Source organism: Aestuariibaculum marinum (genome assembly GCF_014596975.1).
GTDB lineage: Bacteria > Bacteroidota > Bacteroidia > Flavobacteriales > Flavobacteriaceae > Aestuariibaculum > Aestuariibaculum marinum.
The window spans coordinates 34,232-51,648 of the sequence record NZ_JACVXD010000005.1; the positions used below are offsets into that span (position 1 = coordinate 34,232).

Sequence of the window (17,417 nt, forward strand, 5' to 3'; positions counted from 1 at the left end):
AAAAATCTATTTCTATTGAATAATATTCAGTAATATTTAACTTTTTATAAAGATTTTTCATCGAAGTAGTTGCTTAATAGGGCAACCACATAGCTGTAACTCTGCATGCCTTTACTTTGCTTATTGGCTTTTAGGTAGTTACTGTAGAATAATTTAAAAAACGGTTCTAAAGGATTGGCATGAGCCTCCCAAAAGTCGCGAGTTTCTTTGTAGTTTTTTAATATGCCCTCATTAACATCGGCAACTAAATCCTCGTAAAGACATTCATCTCTAAAATATATTTCATTAAGGCAATACCGTAATCCAAAAGTGTAACCGGCATAATTAAAATAGACATCATCATGGCTTATGGCTGCCAAACATCCTATAAAGTTAGCTTCATTTTCTGCTGCATATCCTAATTGGTGAGCAATTTCATGAGATGAGGTTGTTGGGATTTTAATCGCAGGGATCATTCCATCAATCTGAGCTTCGTTGGTTAAAGGGTTTAAATAACCGCTAAACCCCATATAGGTTAACGGGTAACTGAACAACGATGTTTTTACACTTTTCGGATGATACTCTAAATGCGGAAATATGGTTTTTAAGTTTTCATAACCTTTTGGAGCCAAATCTAAAATTTCTGATTTGCTATAAGGCATGGTCACTTTAAGTGTATCGTTATGGGTAATTTTTAAATGTAGCTCATTCGATTTCTCAATCAGTTTTTCCGTAACCTTCACCAATTGTTCAGTGGTATAATCATAGTTAAGACTTAAATTTTTATGCAACGGTAATCGATGATAGTTTAACCCCCAGCAAAGGTGAAATAAGAAGAAAATAATGGATAGTGCTGCAGCGATATCAACCATCCAGTTTATACTGTCTTTCCAAATGCGCGTTCTATTTATATAAAGCCACCTCAAAGCATATATTATAGCAAATGCGTATAGAAGATCTCCAAACGAAAATGGTAACCATCCCAATGTGTATCGAAATACTTTAGAAATCACGGGGTACAGTCCGTTACTGTAATACGTTTCAATAAACTCTTGATGGTGAGCCAGTAGTTTAATAAGTAGGTACTGCGGAATAATAAGCAGGGCAATAAAGGTCTTTTTCTTTTTCAGCATATGTCAAAAATAATAAAAATAAGTACCCAATGCGTGGTGTTTATTTGTTAAGGTTTCTTCCTGCTGTACGTTATATCTTTTTTATCGTTCCTTACAAAAAAGGATGCCACTTCCATCAGGAGTAAAGGCTAATTTCGGTGCCTTTTTGCTACCTTTGTAATACTAAAACTATATAAAAAATGAGTTCAGAAATAAGACAACTTCAACCCAAAGCATTATGGAATAAATTCGCCGATTTAAACGAAGTACCACGTCCCTCAAAAAAGGAGGAGCGTGTTATTACGTTTATGAAAAATTTTGGTGAGAACTTAGGGTTAGAAACCTTAGTAGATGCTGTTGGTAATGTCATTATAAAAAAGCCGGCCACCGCAGGAATGGAAGATAAAACAACCGTAGTGATGCAATCACATTTGGATATGGTTCATCAAAAAAATAACGATACCGTTTTTGATTTCGATACGCAAGGCATTGATATGTATGTAGATGGTGATTGGGTAAGAGCTAAAGGAACGACGCTTGGTGCCGATAACGGTTTAGGTGTGGCTACCATTATGGCCATTTTAGAAAGTACAGATATTGCTCACCCAGCTATTGAAGCGCTGTTTACTATCGATGAAGAAACAGGAATGACGGGAGCTATGGGCTTAAAAGGCGGTTTACTTACTGGTGGAATTTTATTGAATTTAGATACTGAAGAGGATAATGAAATAGGTGTAGGTTGTGCTGGAGGAATCGATGTTACAGCGACAAGAACTTATGAAGAGGAAGACACTCCGGAATTTAAAATAGGTTTTGAAATTAAGGTGAAAGGATTGCAAGGAGGACACTCTGGAATGCAAATTCATGAAGGTCTGGGGAATGCCAACAAAATTATGAACCGTATGTTATTTGATGGTTTTGAAAATTTTGGGTTGCGAATTTCTAAAATAGAGGGCGGAAGCCTGCGTAATGCCATTCCTCGAGAAAGCGTTGCTGTTGTTGCGATTGATGCTATTCATGAAGAAGCATTTATGTTAGAAACAAAGATTTTAGGAGATATCATTAAAAATGAACTAAGAACTATGGAGCCAGATTTAGAAATAGTAGTTTCTAAATGTGAGACTCCAGAAAAAATTATGGACTTAGGCGTGCAGGAAGGGTTTACCAGAGCATTGTATGCTGCACATAACGGGGTGTATCGTATGAGTGCAGAAATCCCTAATCTAGTTGAAACATCTAACAATGTTGCTAAGGTTGTTTTAAAAGACGGAAACATTCACGTGGGGTGCTTAACACGTTCTTCGGTTGAAAGTTCTAAGATGGATTTAGCGAACACCCTAAGGTCAACATTTGAATTAACCGGATGTGAAGTAGAATTTTCAGGGGATTACCCTGGGTGGGCACCAAATATGGACTCTGCCATTTTAAAAGTGATGAGTAAATTATACGAAGATTTAAATGGTGAAAAAGCTCACGTAGCTGCTTGTCACGCCGGTTTGGAATGTGGTATTCTTGGACAGAATTACCCTGAAATGGACATGATTAGTTTCGGACCAAATATTAAAGGCGCACACAGTCCTGATGAGCGAGCACAGATTTCATCAGTTCAAAAGTACTGGAATTTTGTTCTTGAAATTTTGAAAAATATTCCGAGTAAAAATTAATTAAAATGTATTTTGTCGAATAAATTTGCGTTTAATCGATATATTTTACATATTTGTTTAGTGAAAAGCATTTTTTGAATGAAACATAAAGTAAGCCCCAAACGGTCTCTAAAAAGAAACATTCGGAATAATGCTTTTTATTTTATATCCTATTCAATTTAAGGTACAGGGTCGTAACCTGAGCCTCCCCAAGGGTGACAACTAAAAATGCGCTTAATAGCTAACCATCCACCTTTAAATAATCCATGTTTTTGTAAAGCTTCCTTACTATAGTGCGAGCAGGTAGGCGTGTATCTACAGGTTGCGGGTGTAAGTGGAGAAATAAAGGTCTGATAAATCTTTATTAGCAATAGAAACGGTGCAACAAGTAGTTTTTTCATGCTTTTGTTAACCTGAATTTGTTTCGGGCTCTATTTTTTGGTTTGCTAAGTCGTTAAACTGAAAATGTTTTTTCAACTTAACGACTCACAAACAACAATATTTAATTTACAGAAAACGAGGTGCCGTCTTTTCCGTCTTTTAGTTGAATACCAGCGTTTGCTAGTTCATCACGAATTTGATCAGATAAGGCAAAGTCTCTATTAGCTCTGGCTTCCTGCCTTAACTTGATTAATATATCGACAGCAGCCGATAATTTATCGGTACCCGATTCTTTTTTAGTCACGTTTTCAAGACCCAATACATCAAAAGTAAAGATGTTAATGGTTTCCTTTAACAATGCTAAATCAGCTTCAGTTAAGGTTTCAACGCCTTCTTTAACCTGGTTAATATATTTTACAGCTTCAAATAAATGCGCAATAACGATAGGTGAATTGAAATCGTCGTTCATAGCATCATAACACGCATGTTTCCATGCGTTGATATCTATGGTTGAGGTTTTAGAAGCTTGTAGGCTATCTAATTGATTAATGGCATCCATTAATCTGAAAAAGCCTTTTTCGCTGGCTAATAGTCCGTCATCGGTTAAGTCTAAAACACTTCTGTATGACGATTGTGCAATAAAGAAACGAATAACACTTGGCGCATATGCTTTACTGAAGAACTTGTTATTTCCAGACAATAATTCATCGGGGTTCACAGTGTTTCCTGTGGTTTTAGACATGCGTTGTCCGTTTAACTCCAACATATTTGCATGCATCCAGTAGTTTACCGGAGACTCGCCTTTAGCAGCTTCATTTTGTGCAATTTCACATTCGTGATGAGGGAATTTTAAATCCATTCCGCCACCGTGAATATCAAAACGATCCCCTAAATATTTGGTGCTCATAGCAGTACATTCTAAATGCCATCCAGGGAATCCGTCTCCCCAAGGCGAAGGCCAACGCATAATGTGTTGCGGTTCGGCTTTTTTCCAAAGGGCAAAATCCTGCGGATTCTTTTTATCACTCTGTCCGTCTAATTCACGGGTATTGTGAATTAAATCTTCTAGTTTACGTTTACTTAGTTTTCCGTATTCATGACTTTCATTAAACTTATGTACATCGAAATACACCGATCCGTTGACTTCGTACGCAAAACCGTTATCAATGATGCTTTTAATAAGTTCAATTTGTTCAATAATATGTCCTGTTGCAGTAGGTTCAATACTAGGCGGCAGGAAATTAAAGGTGTTTAGAATATTATGAAAATCTACAGTGTAGCGTTGTACGACTTCCATAGGTTCAATTTGTTCTAAACGTGCTTTTTTAGTGATTTTATCTTCACCCGCATCAGCATCATTTTCTAAGTGACCAGCATCGGTAATATTCCTTACGTAACGAACCTTATACCCTAAATGTTTTAGATATCTGAAAATCATGTCGAAAGACATAAAGGTTCTCACATTTCCTAAATGTACATTACTGTACACCGTAGGTCCACATACGTACATGCCAATGTGACCTTCGTTAATAGGTTTGAAAAGTTCTTTTTTACCAGTAAGGGAGTTATATATTTTTATCTGTTGATCTTGAAAAAGTTGCATTGATTTTATTATTGTTGAGTTGTTTGATGTTAAGTCGTTAAGATGAGATAAAATGATTTCTTAACGAATTAATTTTGTTGGTTATTGTTTCAACTTCTACTCTGATATTTTTATATTTTTCTTCAGAAAGAAAACCTAATTCTTTAGAAATAATAACTTGATTCAATAGTTCTAATGCAGAACTATAAGCCAAAGTCATAAAATGTGCTTTGTCCTTATTTGTTAATCTGGCAGTGCCTTCTGCTAAATTAGAAGGAATAGAAACAGAACTTCGTCTCATTTGAGAAATTAAACCAAATTTTTCTTCATCAGGAAAATTCTTGGTGTAATTATAAATAGTGGTAGCAAGTTTTATAGCATTATTCCAAACATCTAATTTTTCAAATGAATATAAGTGCATTATTTATAATGTAATTATTTTTAAAATTTGCTTAACAACTAAACGACAAACATCAACCGATGATTAAAACTTGGTGTCTAATTTTATGTAATCTAAAAATTCTCTGCGTACAGAGTTTTCTTTAAATTTACCACCAAACTCTGAGGTTACGGTACTACTTTCAATATCGCGAATACCTCTTGAGTTTACACATAAGTGTTTTGCGTCTACAACGCAGGCAACATCGTCTGTACCTAATACTTCTTGAAGCTCTTTAACAATCTGGATGGTTAAACGCTCCTGAACTTGTGGACGCTTAGCGTAGTAATCTACAATACGATTCATTTTAGATAAACCAACAACCGAACCGTTAGAGATATAAGCAATATGCGCTTTACCAACGATAGGTAATAAATGGTGCTCACAGGTTGAATAAACCGTAATGTTTTTTTCAACCAGCATTTCCCCATATTTGTATTTATTGTCGAAAGTTGAAGCACTAGGTTTTCTTTTGGGGTCTAAACCACCAAAAATTTCTTTAACAAACATTTTAGCCACACGGTTTGGTGTTCCGCTTAAGCTATCGTCTGTTAAATCGAGACCTAATGTTTCCATGATGTGACGTACATCGTCTTTAATTATTTCTATTTTTTCTTCATTAGACAATTTAAAAGCATCACCTCTTAATGGGGTGTCTGATGAAGTTCCAATGTGGTCGTCTCCTAAAGATTCAAATTCTTCTAAGTTATTCTCAATTTTCATCTGTTCATTTCATTGTTATTTAGTTGAATGATTGTCATATCATTAACCAAAAAAATCACTTTAAGTTTGCAAAGATAAGCAAAACAGTTTTGTTATGATTTGTATTATTACACAATTAATTTAAAGAGTAGGTCTGTTTTTCTAGGTATTAGTTACATGAAAAATGAAAGAAGCTTGAATTTAGTAATTCAAGCTTCTTTGTAATATTGTTTGATTACGTTTTTATAAGTTGAAACTTAGAGAAAACGTAATATTAGAATTGGTTTGATCTATAGATGCATTATCTATTAAACCAACATTATATAATGGGGTTTCGAATGAACGTTGTGATTGGTCGAAAGTCACATCGAATTTGGTATTACCAAAACTATAACCTAAACCAACAGAGAATCCGTTTAAATCTCCAACAGTTATTCCGTCGGTATACGGACTTTCTTCGTAACGGTAACCACCTCGTAAACTCAATTGCTTAATTCTGTACTCACCACCAATACGGTAGGTAGAGGCTGTGGTTAAAATATCGTTCATAATAGCATTTTGATCGGCAAAGAAGCCATCAGACGTCGGTTTAAATTTCGTGTTACTATAATCTTTAATAGAATAGTCGAAACTTAACAAGCCTTGAGTTCCAAAAATATAGGCTAGACTTCCCGTGAATTTTCCTGGAGTTTGAATTCTGTATTGTGGGTAAATATTTATAATTGATGGAATGTAGTCTACATCTGGATCTGCAAGATTGGTGTTGATGTATTGCGTGGTTTCCTCTCTAATGGTATACCAGGTAGGAGAGTCGTAAGTGGCTCCAACTCTAAATTCTTGCGACAGTTTTAAAATACCTCCCAACTGGAATGAAAACCCGTTTCCAGTAGTAGATAAGGTATTATCGAAATCAATATATTCAATATCTCCACCGTTATTATTGTCTTCCATTAAACTGGTTACACGATCGTAATCAATAAAATGAGAATTTAAATTAAGTCCTAGGTACAACTTGTCCTCATATTGTGTAGCGAAGTTGAAGGAAATTTTACCGTTGTATCCTGTAGAGATATAAGAGTAATCGTGAATGAAGCTTCCAGTAGCTACATTAGCAATATATTCGGTATTGTTATCATTATCGGTAACAGGGTCTAAAATATAGGCTTGATAACCTAAAAAGGCTTGTTGATGAGCAAACCCATATCTTCCACCTATATCTTGGTAAGCTTCTTCAATAAATCGGTCATTTAAAGAAATTTCTGCTAAGGGAATGCCATCGGCATAATCATAAAAGTAACTCGCTATAGAATTACTAAATTGACCGTCGTTGTTAGTGTTTGTACCTATGGCATTCCAAACATTCTCATGATTGTTTGTTTTTTCGTAAGCCACACTTAATGCAAATTTTCGCCATGGGGAATTATTTCTTGCTGCAAATACAAAAGTTGCTCCTCCTTGATTTAGGTCAAACGTTGAATTGTTTACTTTGTTGTTACCGTTAAAATACTGTGTTTCATTTTTTACATCGGCATTTGATAAAGAAAACGATACGTGACTCGCACTGAATACTGCCGAACTTGCCGGGTTTAAACTCACGGCACTCATGTCTCCACCTAAGGCTCCAAAGGCCCCACTTAAGGCTCTGAAACGCGCTGTTCCTTGAATTTCACTTTGTGAGTAACGTAACGCATCACTAATATCCTGAGCATTTAGTGCGCACGCCGAGAGTATACCTATAAATAACAGGTTTAACTTTTTCATAGTTTAATTTTTCTTTTTTTAAGCTTTTATCCTCTTCTTCCTCCGCTTGAAGATCTAGAACTACTACCACTAGAACGGCTACTGCTTCCAGACGATGATCTCATACTTGACCCAGAGCTAGATCTGGAACTAGATCCCGAACTATAACTTCTACTTGGGGTGTAGGATTTATTTCCTGATGATCTCCTAGAATAGTTGCTGTTGTTACTGTTAGAAGAATTATAAGATCTCGATGTCGTTGTTGTTCTTCTGTTAGAAGATGAGGCTCTTGATGTCGAATTTTTTGATGGCGTGTAAGTAGACGAAGAGCGTCTTTGTGTACTGCTTGAATAATTTCGAGTACCATTGGTATTATAACTCCTTCTATCTGCATTAACACCATTTCTATCTATAGTGCTTCTTCTTGAAGTGTATTTAGAAGTCCTGTCTGAACTCGTATAACTACTTCTTCTGTTAATTGGGGTAGAAGTACCTCGGTTAGCGTAGCTACCTCTTCTACTAGAACTATAGGCAATATTTCTTCTATCGTAAATACCATTGTTTCCCCAGTAACCACCATAGTAGGTGTTATATCCATAATATCTTCCGTAAGGCGCGCCGTAATATCCTATGTGGCCATGACGCCAGGGATTACCCCAGCCATAATAACCGCCGTACCAAAACGGGTCGTAGTATCCCCAGTTATTCCAGCCCCAGTTCCAGGAATTCCATCCCCAGCCCCAGTTCCAATTGTTGTAACCGTAATTCCAGCCATAATTCCAACCCCAGTTATTCCAATAAGGATCACCCCAATAACCATAACCGGTATTAAAATTAATAGTAACATTGCTGTTTTCCTGTCCCCAACCACCATAACCTTGGTAGTCGTTGGCCTGAGCATCATCCTCAGAGTAACCCGATGTTTCGTAATCATCTATATCAGTAAAAATTTCACTACTGGAAATCATATAATCGGCTTCCATAGATTTATTTTTAAAGTAGTTAGAATAATAGTCATTCTTAGAATTATCTTTAGGCACTTCAACAACAGCTTCTTCGTAGCGATCGTATTGTTCTGTGCTTCCGTAAATCCCATCATTAGCGCCAACATATTGATAAGAACCACATGAAGACAAGCCAATTGCCAAGCTTAAAACGGCTAAAATTGGCATTTTCTTGATTAAGTAGTTGTTAAATAGCATATCATTAGATTTTTATTGTTGAACATAACAAAAATAGTTAGTTTTGCTGAACTATTTTTATATTTAACATAATCACAATATTTGTGCCAAAATACTAATATGAGTAAAAAACTTACCAGTAGATCAGAAGATTATTCGAAATGGTATAACGAACTTGTTGTAAAGGCTGATCTGGCGGAGAATTCGGCTGTAAGAGGATGTATGGTTATTAAGCCTTACGGATATGCCATTTGGGAAAAAATGCAGGCGGAATTAGACAGAATGTTTAAAGAAACGGGGCACCAAAATGCCTATTTTCCATTGTTTGTTCCGAAAAGTTTATTTGAAGCAGAAGAAAAGAATGCCGAAGGGTTTGCAAAAGAATGTGCTGTAGTAACACATTATAGATTGCAAAATGATCCTGATAAACCAGGTAAATTAAGAGTAGATCCAGAAGCAAAACTGGAAGAGGAGTTGGTAGTGCGTCCAACGTCTGAAGCTATTATATGGAACACCTATAGAAACTGGATACAATCGTATAGAGATTTACCAATACTTATTAACCAATGGGCTAATGTAGTGCGTTGGGAAATGCGTACGCGTTTATTTTTACGTACAGCAGAATTCTTATGGCAGGAAGGACACACGGCGCATGAAACAAAAGCAGAAGCATTAGCTGAAGCTAAAACCATGAATAATGTGTATGCCACTTTTGCTGAAAAATTTATGGCGATTCCAGTAGTGCAAGGGGTAAAAACAGAAAGTGAACGTTTTGCAGGAGCTGTGGAAACCTATTGTATTGAGGCTTTAATGCAGGATGGAAAGGCATTGCAGGCAGGAACATCTCACTTCTTAGGTCAGAACTTTGCAAAAGCCTTTGATGTGAAATATGCAAGCAAAGAAGGTAAGCAAGATTATGTATGGGCAACCTCTTGGGGCGTTTCTACACGTTTAATGGGGGCCTTAATCATGACACATAGTGATGATAACGGATTAGTATTGCCACCAAGCTTAGCGCCAAATCAGGTTGTTATTGTCCCTATATATAAGAGTGATGAAGATTTAGATAAGATTACTGAAGTCGCTAATGGTATTATGAGCGATTTAAGAGCTAAAGGTATATCTGTAAAATTCGATAATAGAACCACACAACGTCCGGGAGCTAAATTTGCACAACACGAATTACAAGGAGTGCCGTTACGTATAGCTATAGGTCCAAAAGATTTAGCAAATGGCACAGTAGAGCTAGCACGTCGTGATACGTTAACAAAATCTGTTGTGACTCTAGATTACTTAACAACTACTATCAATGATCTTTTAAAAGAGATTCAGGAGACGTTATTTAATAAAGCATTAGAATTTAGAGATAGCCACATTACAGAAGTAGAAACATTCGAAGAATTTAAGGATGTTTTAGAAAATAAAACCGGATTTATCTCGGCACACTGGGATGGAACAAATGAGACCGAAGAAAAGATAAAAGAGCTTACAAAAGCCACGATTAGATGTATTCCTTTGGAAATGAATGATGAAGAAGGTGTGTGTGTGTATTCTGGTAAACCTTCTAAAGGTCGGGTGTTATTTGCAAAAGCCTATTAATTGAATTTTTTTTAAAAAAAGTTTGCTAAGGTATTGCAGCATTCAGAAAAAGGTGTAATTTTGCAACCGCAATCGAGAAAATTGCTAGTTATTTGAAAAGTATCGCAAGTTTAAAGTAGTAAAATTGTTTACGCTTTTTAAGATACCATGGCCCGTTCGTCTATCGGCTAGGACGCCAGGTTTTCATCCTGGTAAGAGGGGTTCGATTCCCCTACGGGCTACTATTTTTCTCGAAAAAAAAAGTACATTAATTTATTGAAAAGAAGTTGTGAGTGTAAGAAATAAGTTTTACATTTGCGCTCTCGAAAAACAATAATAATGGCCCGTTCGTCTATCGGCTAGGACGCCAGGTTTTCATCCTGGTAAGAGGGGTTCGATTCCCCTACGGGCTACAATATTTTAATAATATACAAAAGAAAATGGCAAATCATAAGTCAGCATTAAAAAGAATAAGAAGTAACGAAGCTAAACGTTTAGTTAATAAGTACCAGCACAAAACAACTCGTAATGCAATTAAGAAATTACGTGAGTTAACTGATAAGAAAGAAGCTGAAGCTTTATTTCCATCTGTAGTATCTATGTTAGATAAATTAGCTAAGAAAAACGTTATTCACGCTAATAAAGCTGCTAACCTTAAATCTGGTTTAGCTAAGCACGTAGCTGCGCTTTAAGAGCCTGAAACATAATAAATATTTCAAAGCTTCTCTTTTTGAGAGGCTTTTTTTGTGTTTTAATTTTAGAATAAACAGCGTTATTTACTTAAAATAATTGGTCAAAATGATTAGAAAAATTGCTGAAATTGTTTTCTAATCCTCTAAATTTGCAAATAGAACAACTTAATTATTTATATCACATAATATTAGCCTTTTGGAAAATACAACAGCAATAAAGTTAATTGATAAGATTGTAAACGATCTGGATCAGACAGGAATCAATACAGATACATTAATTGATGACATTAAAAAACTAAGAGGGTATGCTTTAGAAGAGCAAATTCCATTAGTTGTAAAGGTATTAAGACTAACTTACGAGCACATTGAAGAAAACGATTCGTTTTTAATTCCTATGCCGGAAGATGAAGAGGATGAGTTTGAAGTAGAAGCTGCAGTAGAGAGTTCTCCTGTAGAGAGTTTAAAATATGTGATTTCTTTAATGAGAAATCTTGATAATAAAATTAACGTCGCGGACTTAAAGACGTATAGAGATGCGTTAAATAACTTTTAATATTTAACAATTCTTTTAAAGTATAAAAAAAGCCTTTCTGAAAAGAAAGGCTTTTTTGTGTTTATATCTGAAAGTTTTTATCCGTTCATCGAGATTAAAAACTCTTCGTTGTTTCTGGTTTGTTTCACACGATCGTTAATGAATTCCATCGCTTCAACAGGGTTCATATCGGCAAGGTACTTGCGCATTACCCACATACGTTGAATGGTAGCTTCATCTAATAATAAATCGTCGCGACGTGTACTTGAAGAGGTAAGGTCGATAGCAGGGAAAATTCTACGATTAGCAATTTTTCTATCTAATTGTAGTTCCATATTACCGGTTCCTTTAAATTCTTCGAAGATTACCTCGTCCATTTTAGAACCTGTTTCGGTTAATGCTGTCGCAATAATGGTCAAAGATCCACCGTTTTCAATATTTCTTGCCGCACCAAAGAAACGTTTTGGTTTGTGTAACGCATTGGCATCAACACCACCACTTAATATTTTACCAGAGGCTGGTTGCACCGTATTGTAAGCACGTGCTAAACGTGTAATCGAATCTAAAAGAATCACCACATCATGACCACATTCTACTAAGCGTTTTGCTTTTTCAAGAACGATATCAGCAATTTTTACGTGCTCGTGTGCTTCCTTATCAAACGTCGATGAAATAACCTCACCACGCACATTACGTTGCATATCGGTAACCTCTTCAGGACGCTCGTCAATAAGTAAAATCATTAAGTATACTTCCGGGTGGTTAGCAGCAATAGCATTAGCCACATCTTTAAGTAACATGGTTTTCCCTGTTTTAGGCTGCGATACAATCATACCACGTTGTCCTTTACCAATAGGAGAGAACAGGTCCATAATTCTGGTAGAAATCGTACTTTGTTTTTCAGCAATATTGAATTTCTCTCTAGGGAATAACGGCGTTAAGTGCTCGAAAGCCACACGGTCTCTTACAACTTCAGGCTTCTGACCATTAATTTTATTGACCTTAATTAAAGGGAAATATTTTTCACCTTCTTTAGGAGGTCTTACGTTTCCTAAAACGGTATCACCTTTCTTTAATCCGAACAAACGAATTTGTGATTGGGATACGTAAATATCATCAGGAGACGATAGGTAGTTGTAATCTGATGAGCGTAAAAATCCGTACCCATCCTGCATAATATCTAAAACACCCTCACTTTCAATGATAGCATCAAACTCAAAATCAGGCTCGCGGTAACGGTTTCTGTTATCCTTATTACCCGCATCCACATGGCTTTGGTTGCCTTTTTGGTTTTTATGCTGGTTTTTATGCTGGTTATCTTTCTTTTGGTTTTGCTTATGTTGATGGTCTTTCTGACGATCTTGCTGCTGATTATGAGGTTTAGCTGTTTTTTCTTGTTTCGCTTCACTTTTATTTTCAGCTGGTGCAGGTGTAGGTGTTTCTGCTTTAGCAGTAGGCTTAGGAGCGTCTGCTTTCGGAGCCTCCTCTTGCTTTTTTGTTTCGTTTTTTACAGGTGCCGGTTTTGTACGTTGTACACGCTGTCTAGGCTTTTTAGTTTCTTTCTTAGGTTCTTCTTTCTTTGGGGCCTCTTTTGTTTTTGGTTCTTTTGTAGCTGTTTCAGAAGATTCAACGACAGCTTTTACTGCTTTTGGGTCTGCAGCCTGACGATCTAGTATTTGGTATACTAAATCCATTTTTTTTAATGAACGATACTTAGGGATGTTCAATTGTTTAGCAATCTCTTGTAAATCAGAGAGCTTTTTTGCGTTTAATTGAGAAATTTCAAACATTGATGTTTAATATAATATGTTTTAGAATTTTAAATTTTGGGTTATTCTGAAAAAAAATTGATTTTATTCTGAAGAATTAACAACCTGTTAATGCGGTTGTTGAGAAATGCTAATGCAATTATACAACTTTATTTTAATTTTTAGTAGTAAAATTTTAAAAGAAACTGTTATTTTTGCCATCGAGTTTATAAAAATCACATGTTACAACGTATACAATCTATATATCTTTTAGCTGCAGCAGGCGTTTCTGCCGGGTTAATATTTGTATTCCATTTATGGGTTACAAACGATGATGTAGTAGTATATGCAAAAGACGATATTAAGTATTTGGCGATGTTTGTAGCTTCGGCAGCCTTATCGTTGGTAACCATATTTAAGTATAAAAACAGGAAGTCTCAATTTATATTGGGGCGACTTAACATCATATTAAACTTTATTTTACTAGGATTTTTTGTGTATCAATCTCTAAATGTATCTGGAGAAACTAACGTTTCTGAGAAAGGTATTGGGATGCTTCTTCCTATCATTTCTATCGTATTTCTGGCTTTAGCCAATAAGGCCATCAAAAAGGATGAAGATCTTGTAAAATCTGTAGATCGATTGCGATAAACCTAACATCTTAGTAGTATTAGTGCGTTAGCCCAGAATGAAGATTCTGGGCTTTTTTTTTATGTTTTATAAAGCGGAAATTTTTTGGTTATTGCTAAGAGTCATGAGTTATAAATGGTAATTTAAGAGGGGGTGTTTATACTATATCCATACTATATCCATGCTTTTAACACGGGTGAACCCTATCTTTAATCCGGTTGTTTTTTGTTTGTATTTTGGGAGTTACCCCATATACTTTGCTCAGAGGAGGACTTTACGTGTTACACGTTAGCTTGCTGCAAATATGAAATATTCACGATTTTCGAATTATGAAATATAAATAAATGAGTAATCACTAACACAAATTTTTTAATAGCGTTTGTCGAATTCAATGACTTCCAGGTTGTCAATTTTACCTTTGTCTATGGAAAAACGTAGCATGGTTCGTATTTTATGAAACCCGTGTTTGCCTACGGCACCCGGATTCATGTGTAACAGATTCAGTTTTTTATCGGGCATTACTTTTAAGATGTGTGAATGCCCACAGATAAACAATTTTGGTGGATTGGCCTTTATGGCTTCACGCACTCTCATGTTATAGGCATTAGGATAACCACCAATATGGGTGATCCACACATCGACACCTTCACACATAAACCGGTTGTTTTCTGGGAACTCACCTCGTATTTCGTGATTGTCGATATTACCATACACCCCACGTAATGGTTTTAAGGCTTTAATGGCATCGGTAACTTGTAAGTCGCCAATATCACCTGCATGCCAGACCTCGTCGGCTTGCTTAACGTGGTTTAAAATCTGCTCGTCTATATAACTGTGTGTGTCTGAAAGTAACAGGATTTTGGTCATGTGCCGAATACTAATTTGGGTGTAAAAGTAACAGTTTTAAATTGTTTAAAAGTATCAATGAACGTTAATAAGTTTGTTTTAAGTTGTAGGAAAATTGATAATTGGTTTTGTTTAAAGGAAGTTGGGATTTAACCGGTTCTACTACTACCACTACTACTACTACTACTACTACTACTACTACTACTAATAATAATAATAATAATAAAAGCGATTAGTATTGGACTTCCTATGTTAGACTAGATATGAAGATGAGATATTTTTTTGTGATTTTAAAATAAATAAACAGGTAAAGTAACTAGTTACTTTACCTGTTTGTATAAACACTCAACTATAATTTAGATACGCTTTTCTTGTCGAAGACGAATCATTATGAAATTCATACTCTTGACTTACAAGCATCTTGTTAAAGAGGTTCTCATTAACTGTAACTGGAATTTTTAGGTAAGGGAACTTTATTTGATATGATTTCCCTTTTTTTCCTATCAATTTAATTTTTAAAGGTTTTGTTTCCATAAGTAAAATCTTTTAAAAGGTTAAATCGAAAAATCAAGTTATAATTTATTGAGCAAAATTTATTCCAAAATAAAATGGAGTTAATTTGGTTAAAACCAGCAATAAACTCTATCGGTTTTCTGAAAAAATGTCATTTGTTCTGAAAAACTAACATTTAATCTCTTTTCTCATAAAGAAATAATAAGCCAAAGCAAAACAGGCAATAGTTACAGATATTAAGCCACTAACTTGAGGCCAAACAATTAAAAGGCTGTCTCGAATTGGTAATGAATTAGGAATTGCTCCAGCCATTTGCTCCATGCTCATAGGGCCAAGACTTCTAACTTTGGGTATTAAAAGCGTGGTTGTTGCATCGGTATACAATTGACTCGGGGCCATATGAAACAACGTTTCAATCCATGAATATGGACTGGAAGAAAACATGTTTGATTTTGGAATTATCACTTTAGCAATTACATTAATGATCATATTGTAGAATATCGTAAAAAATAACCAAAGACCTATTGCTGCTATTGCCGCTGTAGCGGCTTGCTTAAATCTAATTGAAAATATAATAGATAGACTAAACCAGAATTCAACATAAAATACACATATAATAATGTAACTAAGTATTCTTACTACTTCCTCAAACTCAATGGGCACACCGGTTATGAGTAAACCTCCACCAATCATGAGTAGAGATAGGGTTAAAAACATAGTACTTATAAGAATGGTGACACTAATGAATTTGGAAAGTAAGAGGTTATCTCTGTAAATGGGTTGGGCCATTACTCTAATTAGTGTTCCGTTTTGCTGTTCTGAATTGATAGCATTAAATCCTAGGCTTATACCTAATAATGGCCCTAAAAAACTAATAAATACATGGAAGGGAGGCAAGCTACCATCGGTTATGGTTAATAGTTTAAGATATATCAATAAATGATCGGGGTCTTTAGTATTAGAAATGGCCGAATTTAAATTGCTTATTGCGACATACATAGACGCAAAGAATGTAAAAATAATAATCATTAGTAAAATAATGAACTGCCAACTTCTAATGTGATCAGAAATTTCTTTTCTAACCATGGCCCAAATTGGAACACTCTTGTTTAATGATTTACTAAATGAGAAATCAGTATAAGATATTGCCATAATTGTTGTTATACGTTTAAGTGTTGGTTTTCAAAATATTTTTGATAGATATCTTCCAATCCATAGGTTTTTTGATGAACGCCAATAATGTTATAATTCCTCTCAACCAAAAACCTTACAATGCTTGGAGTTAAAGTCTTATTACAGTTAATATAAATTTGACTATTTTCTTTGTAGATATGTTCAATTTTTGCTAGTTCCTGTAATGCCAGTTCTTCCTCCTGGGTTAATTTTACAGGTTCGCTAAGAGTAATGCTAACTTGATGTGAGGTTTGTGAAAATAGTTGTTCAGATAATTGTTCTATGTTTCCTTGTGCTAATAATTTTCCTTTTACAAAAATCCCTACACGATCGCATATTTTTTGAACCTGATTTAAATGGTGAGATGACAGTAAAACAGTAAGTCCATGCTTGCGACTTAATGTTTTAATTAGTTTTAAGAAGTCTTGAACGCCACTGGGGTCTATTCCAAGTGTGGGTTCATCCATTATGATAACTTCAGGTTCTTTAATTAAAACATCTGCCAGCCCCAAACGCTGTTTCATACCTCTTGAATATGCAGCCGTTTTGGTATTAAGAGCATTATCCAAGCCTACAGTTTTCATAATGCTTATGGCAGATTTCTCGGCTTCTAATCTGGAAAGTCCATTTAATTGTCCTATATAAACTAAATTTTCAAGTCCGGTCATGTGATCATAAAAACCGACGTTGTCCGGCATATAACCTACTTTACTTTTTACATTTATAGGACTGGATATTGAGTTGTGTCCACAAACTTTAGCAATTCCTGATGTAGGTTCAATTAGCCCTAACATCATAAGAATAGTCGTTGTTTTTCCGGCTCCGTTAGGTCCGAGTAAACCAAAAATTTCCCCTTTATGAATATTAAGGTTTAAATGATCTACTACATTAATAGAACCATAGCGTTTTGTGAGCCCTTTGAGTTCTATAATTGATGTTTTCATGA

Annotated in this window: 16 protein-coding genes and 2 tRNA genes; 7 read left to right on the forward strand and 11 right to left on the reverse strand. The window is 35.3% G+C overall.

Going from position 1 to position 17,417, the window contains the following annotated elements; translation table 11 throughout:
* Positions 1–44: 44 nt before the first annotated feature.
* Positions 45–1,112 carry a DUF3810 domain-containing protein gene (locus ICJ85_RS10175; RefSeq protein ID WP_188223687.1) on the reverse strand — a complete coding sequence of 356 codons (1,068 nt, stop codon included), beginning with the start codon at positions 1,110–1,112 and terminating at the stop codon, positions 45–47.
* A 179-nt stretch (positions 1,113–1,291) separates the two neighbouring features.
* Between ICJ85_RS10175 and ICJ85_RS10180 the strand changes: the two genes are divergently transcribed.
* A complete protein-coding gene (locus ICJ85_RS10180; protein ID WP_188223688.1) occupies positions 1,292–2,755 on the forward strand; it encodes an aminoacyl-histidine dipeptidase in 1,464 nt (487 codons plus the stop codon).
* Between the two features lie 158 nt (positions 2,756–2,913).
* On the opposite strand, the gene yidD is transcribed toward ICJ85_RS10180, so the two are convergent.
* The 6 genes from yidD to ICJ85_RS10210 form a co-directional block, all read right to left on the reverse strand.
* A complete protein-coding gene (gene yidD / locus ICJ85_RS10185) occupies positions 2,914–3,135 on the reverse strand; it encodes a membrane protein insertion efficiency factor YidD (RefSeq protein WP_188223689.1) in 222 nt (73 codons plus the stop codon).
* 101 nt (positions 3,136–3,236) lie between these two features.
* On the reverse strand, positions 3,237–4,718 hold the full coding sequence (gene cysS / locus ICJ85_RS10190) for a cysteine--tRNA ligase (protein WP_188223690.1): 1,482 nt from the start codon (positions 4,716–4,718) through the stop codon (positions 3,237–3,239).
* Positions 4,719–4,755: 37 nt separating this feature from the next.
* The gene (locus tag ICJ85_RS10195) at positions 4,756–5,118 is read right to left on the reverse strand and encodes a four helix bundle protein (RefSeq protein ID WP_188223691.1); all 363 of its coding nucleotides are present in this window, start codon (positions 5,116–5,118) and stop codon (positions 4,756–4,758) included.
* Between the two features lie 63 nt (positions 5,119–5,181).
* The gene (gene folE, locus ICJ85_RS10200; RefSeq protein ID WP_188223692.1) at positions 5,182–5,859 is read right to left on the reverse strand and encodes a GTP cyclohydrolase I FolE; all 678 of its coding nucleotides are present in this window, start codon (positions 5,857–5,859) and stop codon (positions 5,182–5,184) included.
* 222 nt (positions 5,860–6,081) lie between these two features.
* Entirely contained in the window at positions 6,082–7,599 is a 1,518-nt protein-coding gene (locus ICJ85_RS10205) for an OmpP1/FadL family transporter (protein WP_188223693.1), read from the reverse strand.
* Between the two features lie 26 nt (positions 7,600–7,625).
* The gene (locus tag ICJ85_RS10210) at positions 7,626–8,780 is read right to left on the reverse strand and encodes a hypothetical protein (protein WP_188223694.1); all 1,155 of its coding nucleotides are present in this window, start codon (positions 8,778–8,780) and stop codon (positions 7,626–7,628) included.
* A 99-nt stretch (positions 8,781–8,879) separates the two neighbouring features.
* On the opposite strand from ICJ85_RS10210, the gene proS reads away from it, so the two are divergent.
* The 5 genes from proS to ICJ85_RS10235 all read left to right on the forward strand — a co-directional run bounded on the left by proS (position 8,880) and on the right by ICJ85_RS10235 (position 11,582).
* Positions 8,880–10,358, forward strand: a complete 1,479-nt coding sequence (gene proS, locus ICJ85_RS10215) for a proline--tRNA ligase (protein ID WP_188223695.1) — start codon at positions 8,880–8,882, stop codon at positions 10,356–10,358.
* 149 nt (positions 10,359–10,507) lie between these two features.
* Positions 10,508–10,579, forward strand: a tRNA-Glu gene (locus ICJ85_RS10220).
* Positions 10,580–10,678: 99 nt separating this feature from the next.
* A tRNA-Glu gene (locus ICJ85_RS10225) sits at positions 10,679–10,750 on the forward strand.
* A 27-nt stretch (positions 10,751–10,777) separates the two neighbouring features.
* Entirely contained in the window at positions 10,778–11,029 is a 252-nt protein-coding gene (gene rpsT / locus ICJ85_RS10230; RefSeq protein WP_188223696.1) for a 30S ribosomal protein S20, read from the forward strand.
* A gap of 196 nt (positions 11,030–11,225) precedes the next feature.
* Entirely contained in the window at positions 11,226–11,582 is a 357-nt protein-coding gene (locus tag ICJ85_RS10235) for a hypothetical protein (RefSeq protein WP_188223697.1), read from the forward strand.
* A 77-nt stretch (positions 11,583–11,659) separates the two neighbouring features.
* Here the strand turns inward: ICJ85_RS10235 and rho are convergent, their stop codons facing one another.
* Complete coding sequence (rho, locus tag ICJ85_RS10240; RefSeq protein WP_188223698.1) at positions 11,660–13,351, reverse strand: transcription termination factor Rho; 1,692 nt, start codon at positions 13,349–13,351, stop codon at positions 11,660–11,662.
* Between the two features lie 198 nt (positions 13,352–13,549).
* Between rho and ICJ85_RS10245 the strand changes: the two genes are divergently transcribed.
* Positions 13,550–13,960, forward strand: coding sequence for a DUF4293 domain-containing protein (locus tag ICJ85_RS10245; RefSeq protein WP_188223699.1), 411 nt, complete (start codon positions 13,550–13,552; stop codon positions 13,958–13,960).
* A gap of 348 nt (positions 13,961–14,308) precedes the next feature.
* Here ICJ85_RS10245 and ICJ85_RS10250 read toward each other — a convergent pair whose 3' ends face one another.
* From ICJ85_RS10250 to ICJ85_RS10260, 3 genes are all read right to left on the reverse strand, one after another.
* Positions 14,309–14,806 carry a metallophosphoesterase family protein gene (locus ICJ85_RS10250; RefSeq protein WP_188223700.1) on the reverse strand — a complete coding sequence of 166 codons (498 nt, stop codon included), beginning with the start codon at positions 14,804–14,806 and terminating at the stop codon, positions 14,309–14,311.
* Between the two features lie 660 nt (positions 14,807–15,466).
* Entirely contained in the window at positions 15,467–16,450 is a 984-nt protein-coding gene (locus tag ICJ85_RS10255) for an ABC transporter permease (RefSeq protein WP_206688039.1), read from the reverse strand.
* A gap of 8 nt (positions 16,451–16,458) precedes the next feature.
* A complete protein-coding gene (locus ICJ85_RS10260; protein WP_188223701.1) occupies positions 16,459–17,415 on the reverse strand; it encodes an ABC transporter ATP-binding protein in 957 nt (318 codons plus the stop codon).
* Between the last annotated feature and the right edge of the window lie 2 nt (positions 17,416–17,417).

What these genes read in the sequence shown, in the direction of transcription:
- ICJ85_RS10175 (WP_188223687.1), bottom strand. Translation starts at nt 1,112, where the DNA reads ATGCTGAAAAAGAAAAAGACCTTTATTGCCCTGCTTATTATTCCGCAG.
- ICJ85_RS10180 (WP_188223688.1), top strand. Translation starts at nt 1,292, where the DNA reads ATGAGTTCAGAAATAAGACAACTTCAACCCAAAGCATTATGGAATAAA.
- yidD (WP_188223689.1), bottom strand. Translation starts at nt 3,135, where the DNA reads ATGAAAAAACTACTTGTTGCACCGTTTCTATTGCTAATAAAGATTTAT.
- cysS (WP_188223690.1), bottom strand. Translation starts at nt 4,718, where the DNA reads ATGCAACTTTTTCAAGATCAACAGATAAAAATATATAACTCCCTTACT.
- ICJ85_RS10195 (WP_188223691.1), bottom strand. Translation starts at nt 5,118, where the DNA reads ATGCACTTATATTCATTTGAAAAATTAGATGTTTGGAATAATGCTATA.
- folE (WP_188223692.1), bottom strand. Translation starts at nt 5,859, where the DNA reads ATGAAAATTGAGAATAACTTAGAAGAATTTGAATCTTTAGGAGACGAC.
- ICJ85_RS10205 (WP_188223693.1), bottom strand. Translation starts at nt 7,599, where the DNA reads ATGAAAAAGTTAAACCTGTTATTTATAGGTATACTCTCGGCGTGCGCA.
- ICJ85_RS10210 (WP_188223694.1), bottom strand. Translation starts at nt 8,780, where the DNA reads ATGCTATTTAACAACTACTTAATCAAGAAAATGCCAATTTTAGCCGTT.
- proS (WP_188223695.1), top strand. Translation starts at nt 8,880, where the DNA reads ATGAGTAAAAAACTTACCAGTAGATCAGAAGATTATTCGAAATGGTAT.
- rpsT (WP_188223696.1), top strand. Translation starts at nt 10,778, where the DNA reads ATGGCAAATCATAAGTCAGCATTAAAAAGAATAAGAAGTAACGAAGCT.
- rho (WP_188223698.1), bottom strand. Translation starts at nt 13,351, where the DNA reads ATGTTTGAAATTTCTCAATTAAACGCAAAAAAGCTCTCTGATTTACAA.
- ICJ85_RS10245 (WP_188223699.1), top strand. Translation starts at nt 13,550, where the DNA reads ATGTTACAACGTATACAATCTATATATCTTTTAGCTGCAGCAGGCGTT.
- ICJ85_RS10250 (WP_188223700.1), bottom strand. Translation starts at nt 14,806, where the DNA reads ATGACCAAAATCCTGTTACTTTCAGACACACACAGTTATATAGACGAG.
- ICJ85_RS10255 (WP_206688039.1), bottom strand. Translation starts at nt 16,450, where the DNA reads ATGGCAATATCTTATACTGATTTCTCATTTAGTAAATCATTAAACAAG.
- ICJ85_RS10260 (WP_188223701.1), bottom strand. Translation starts at nt 17,415, where the DNA reads ATGAAAACATCAATTATAGAACTCAAAGGGCTCACAAAACGCTATGGT.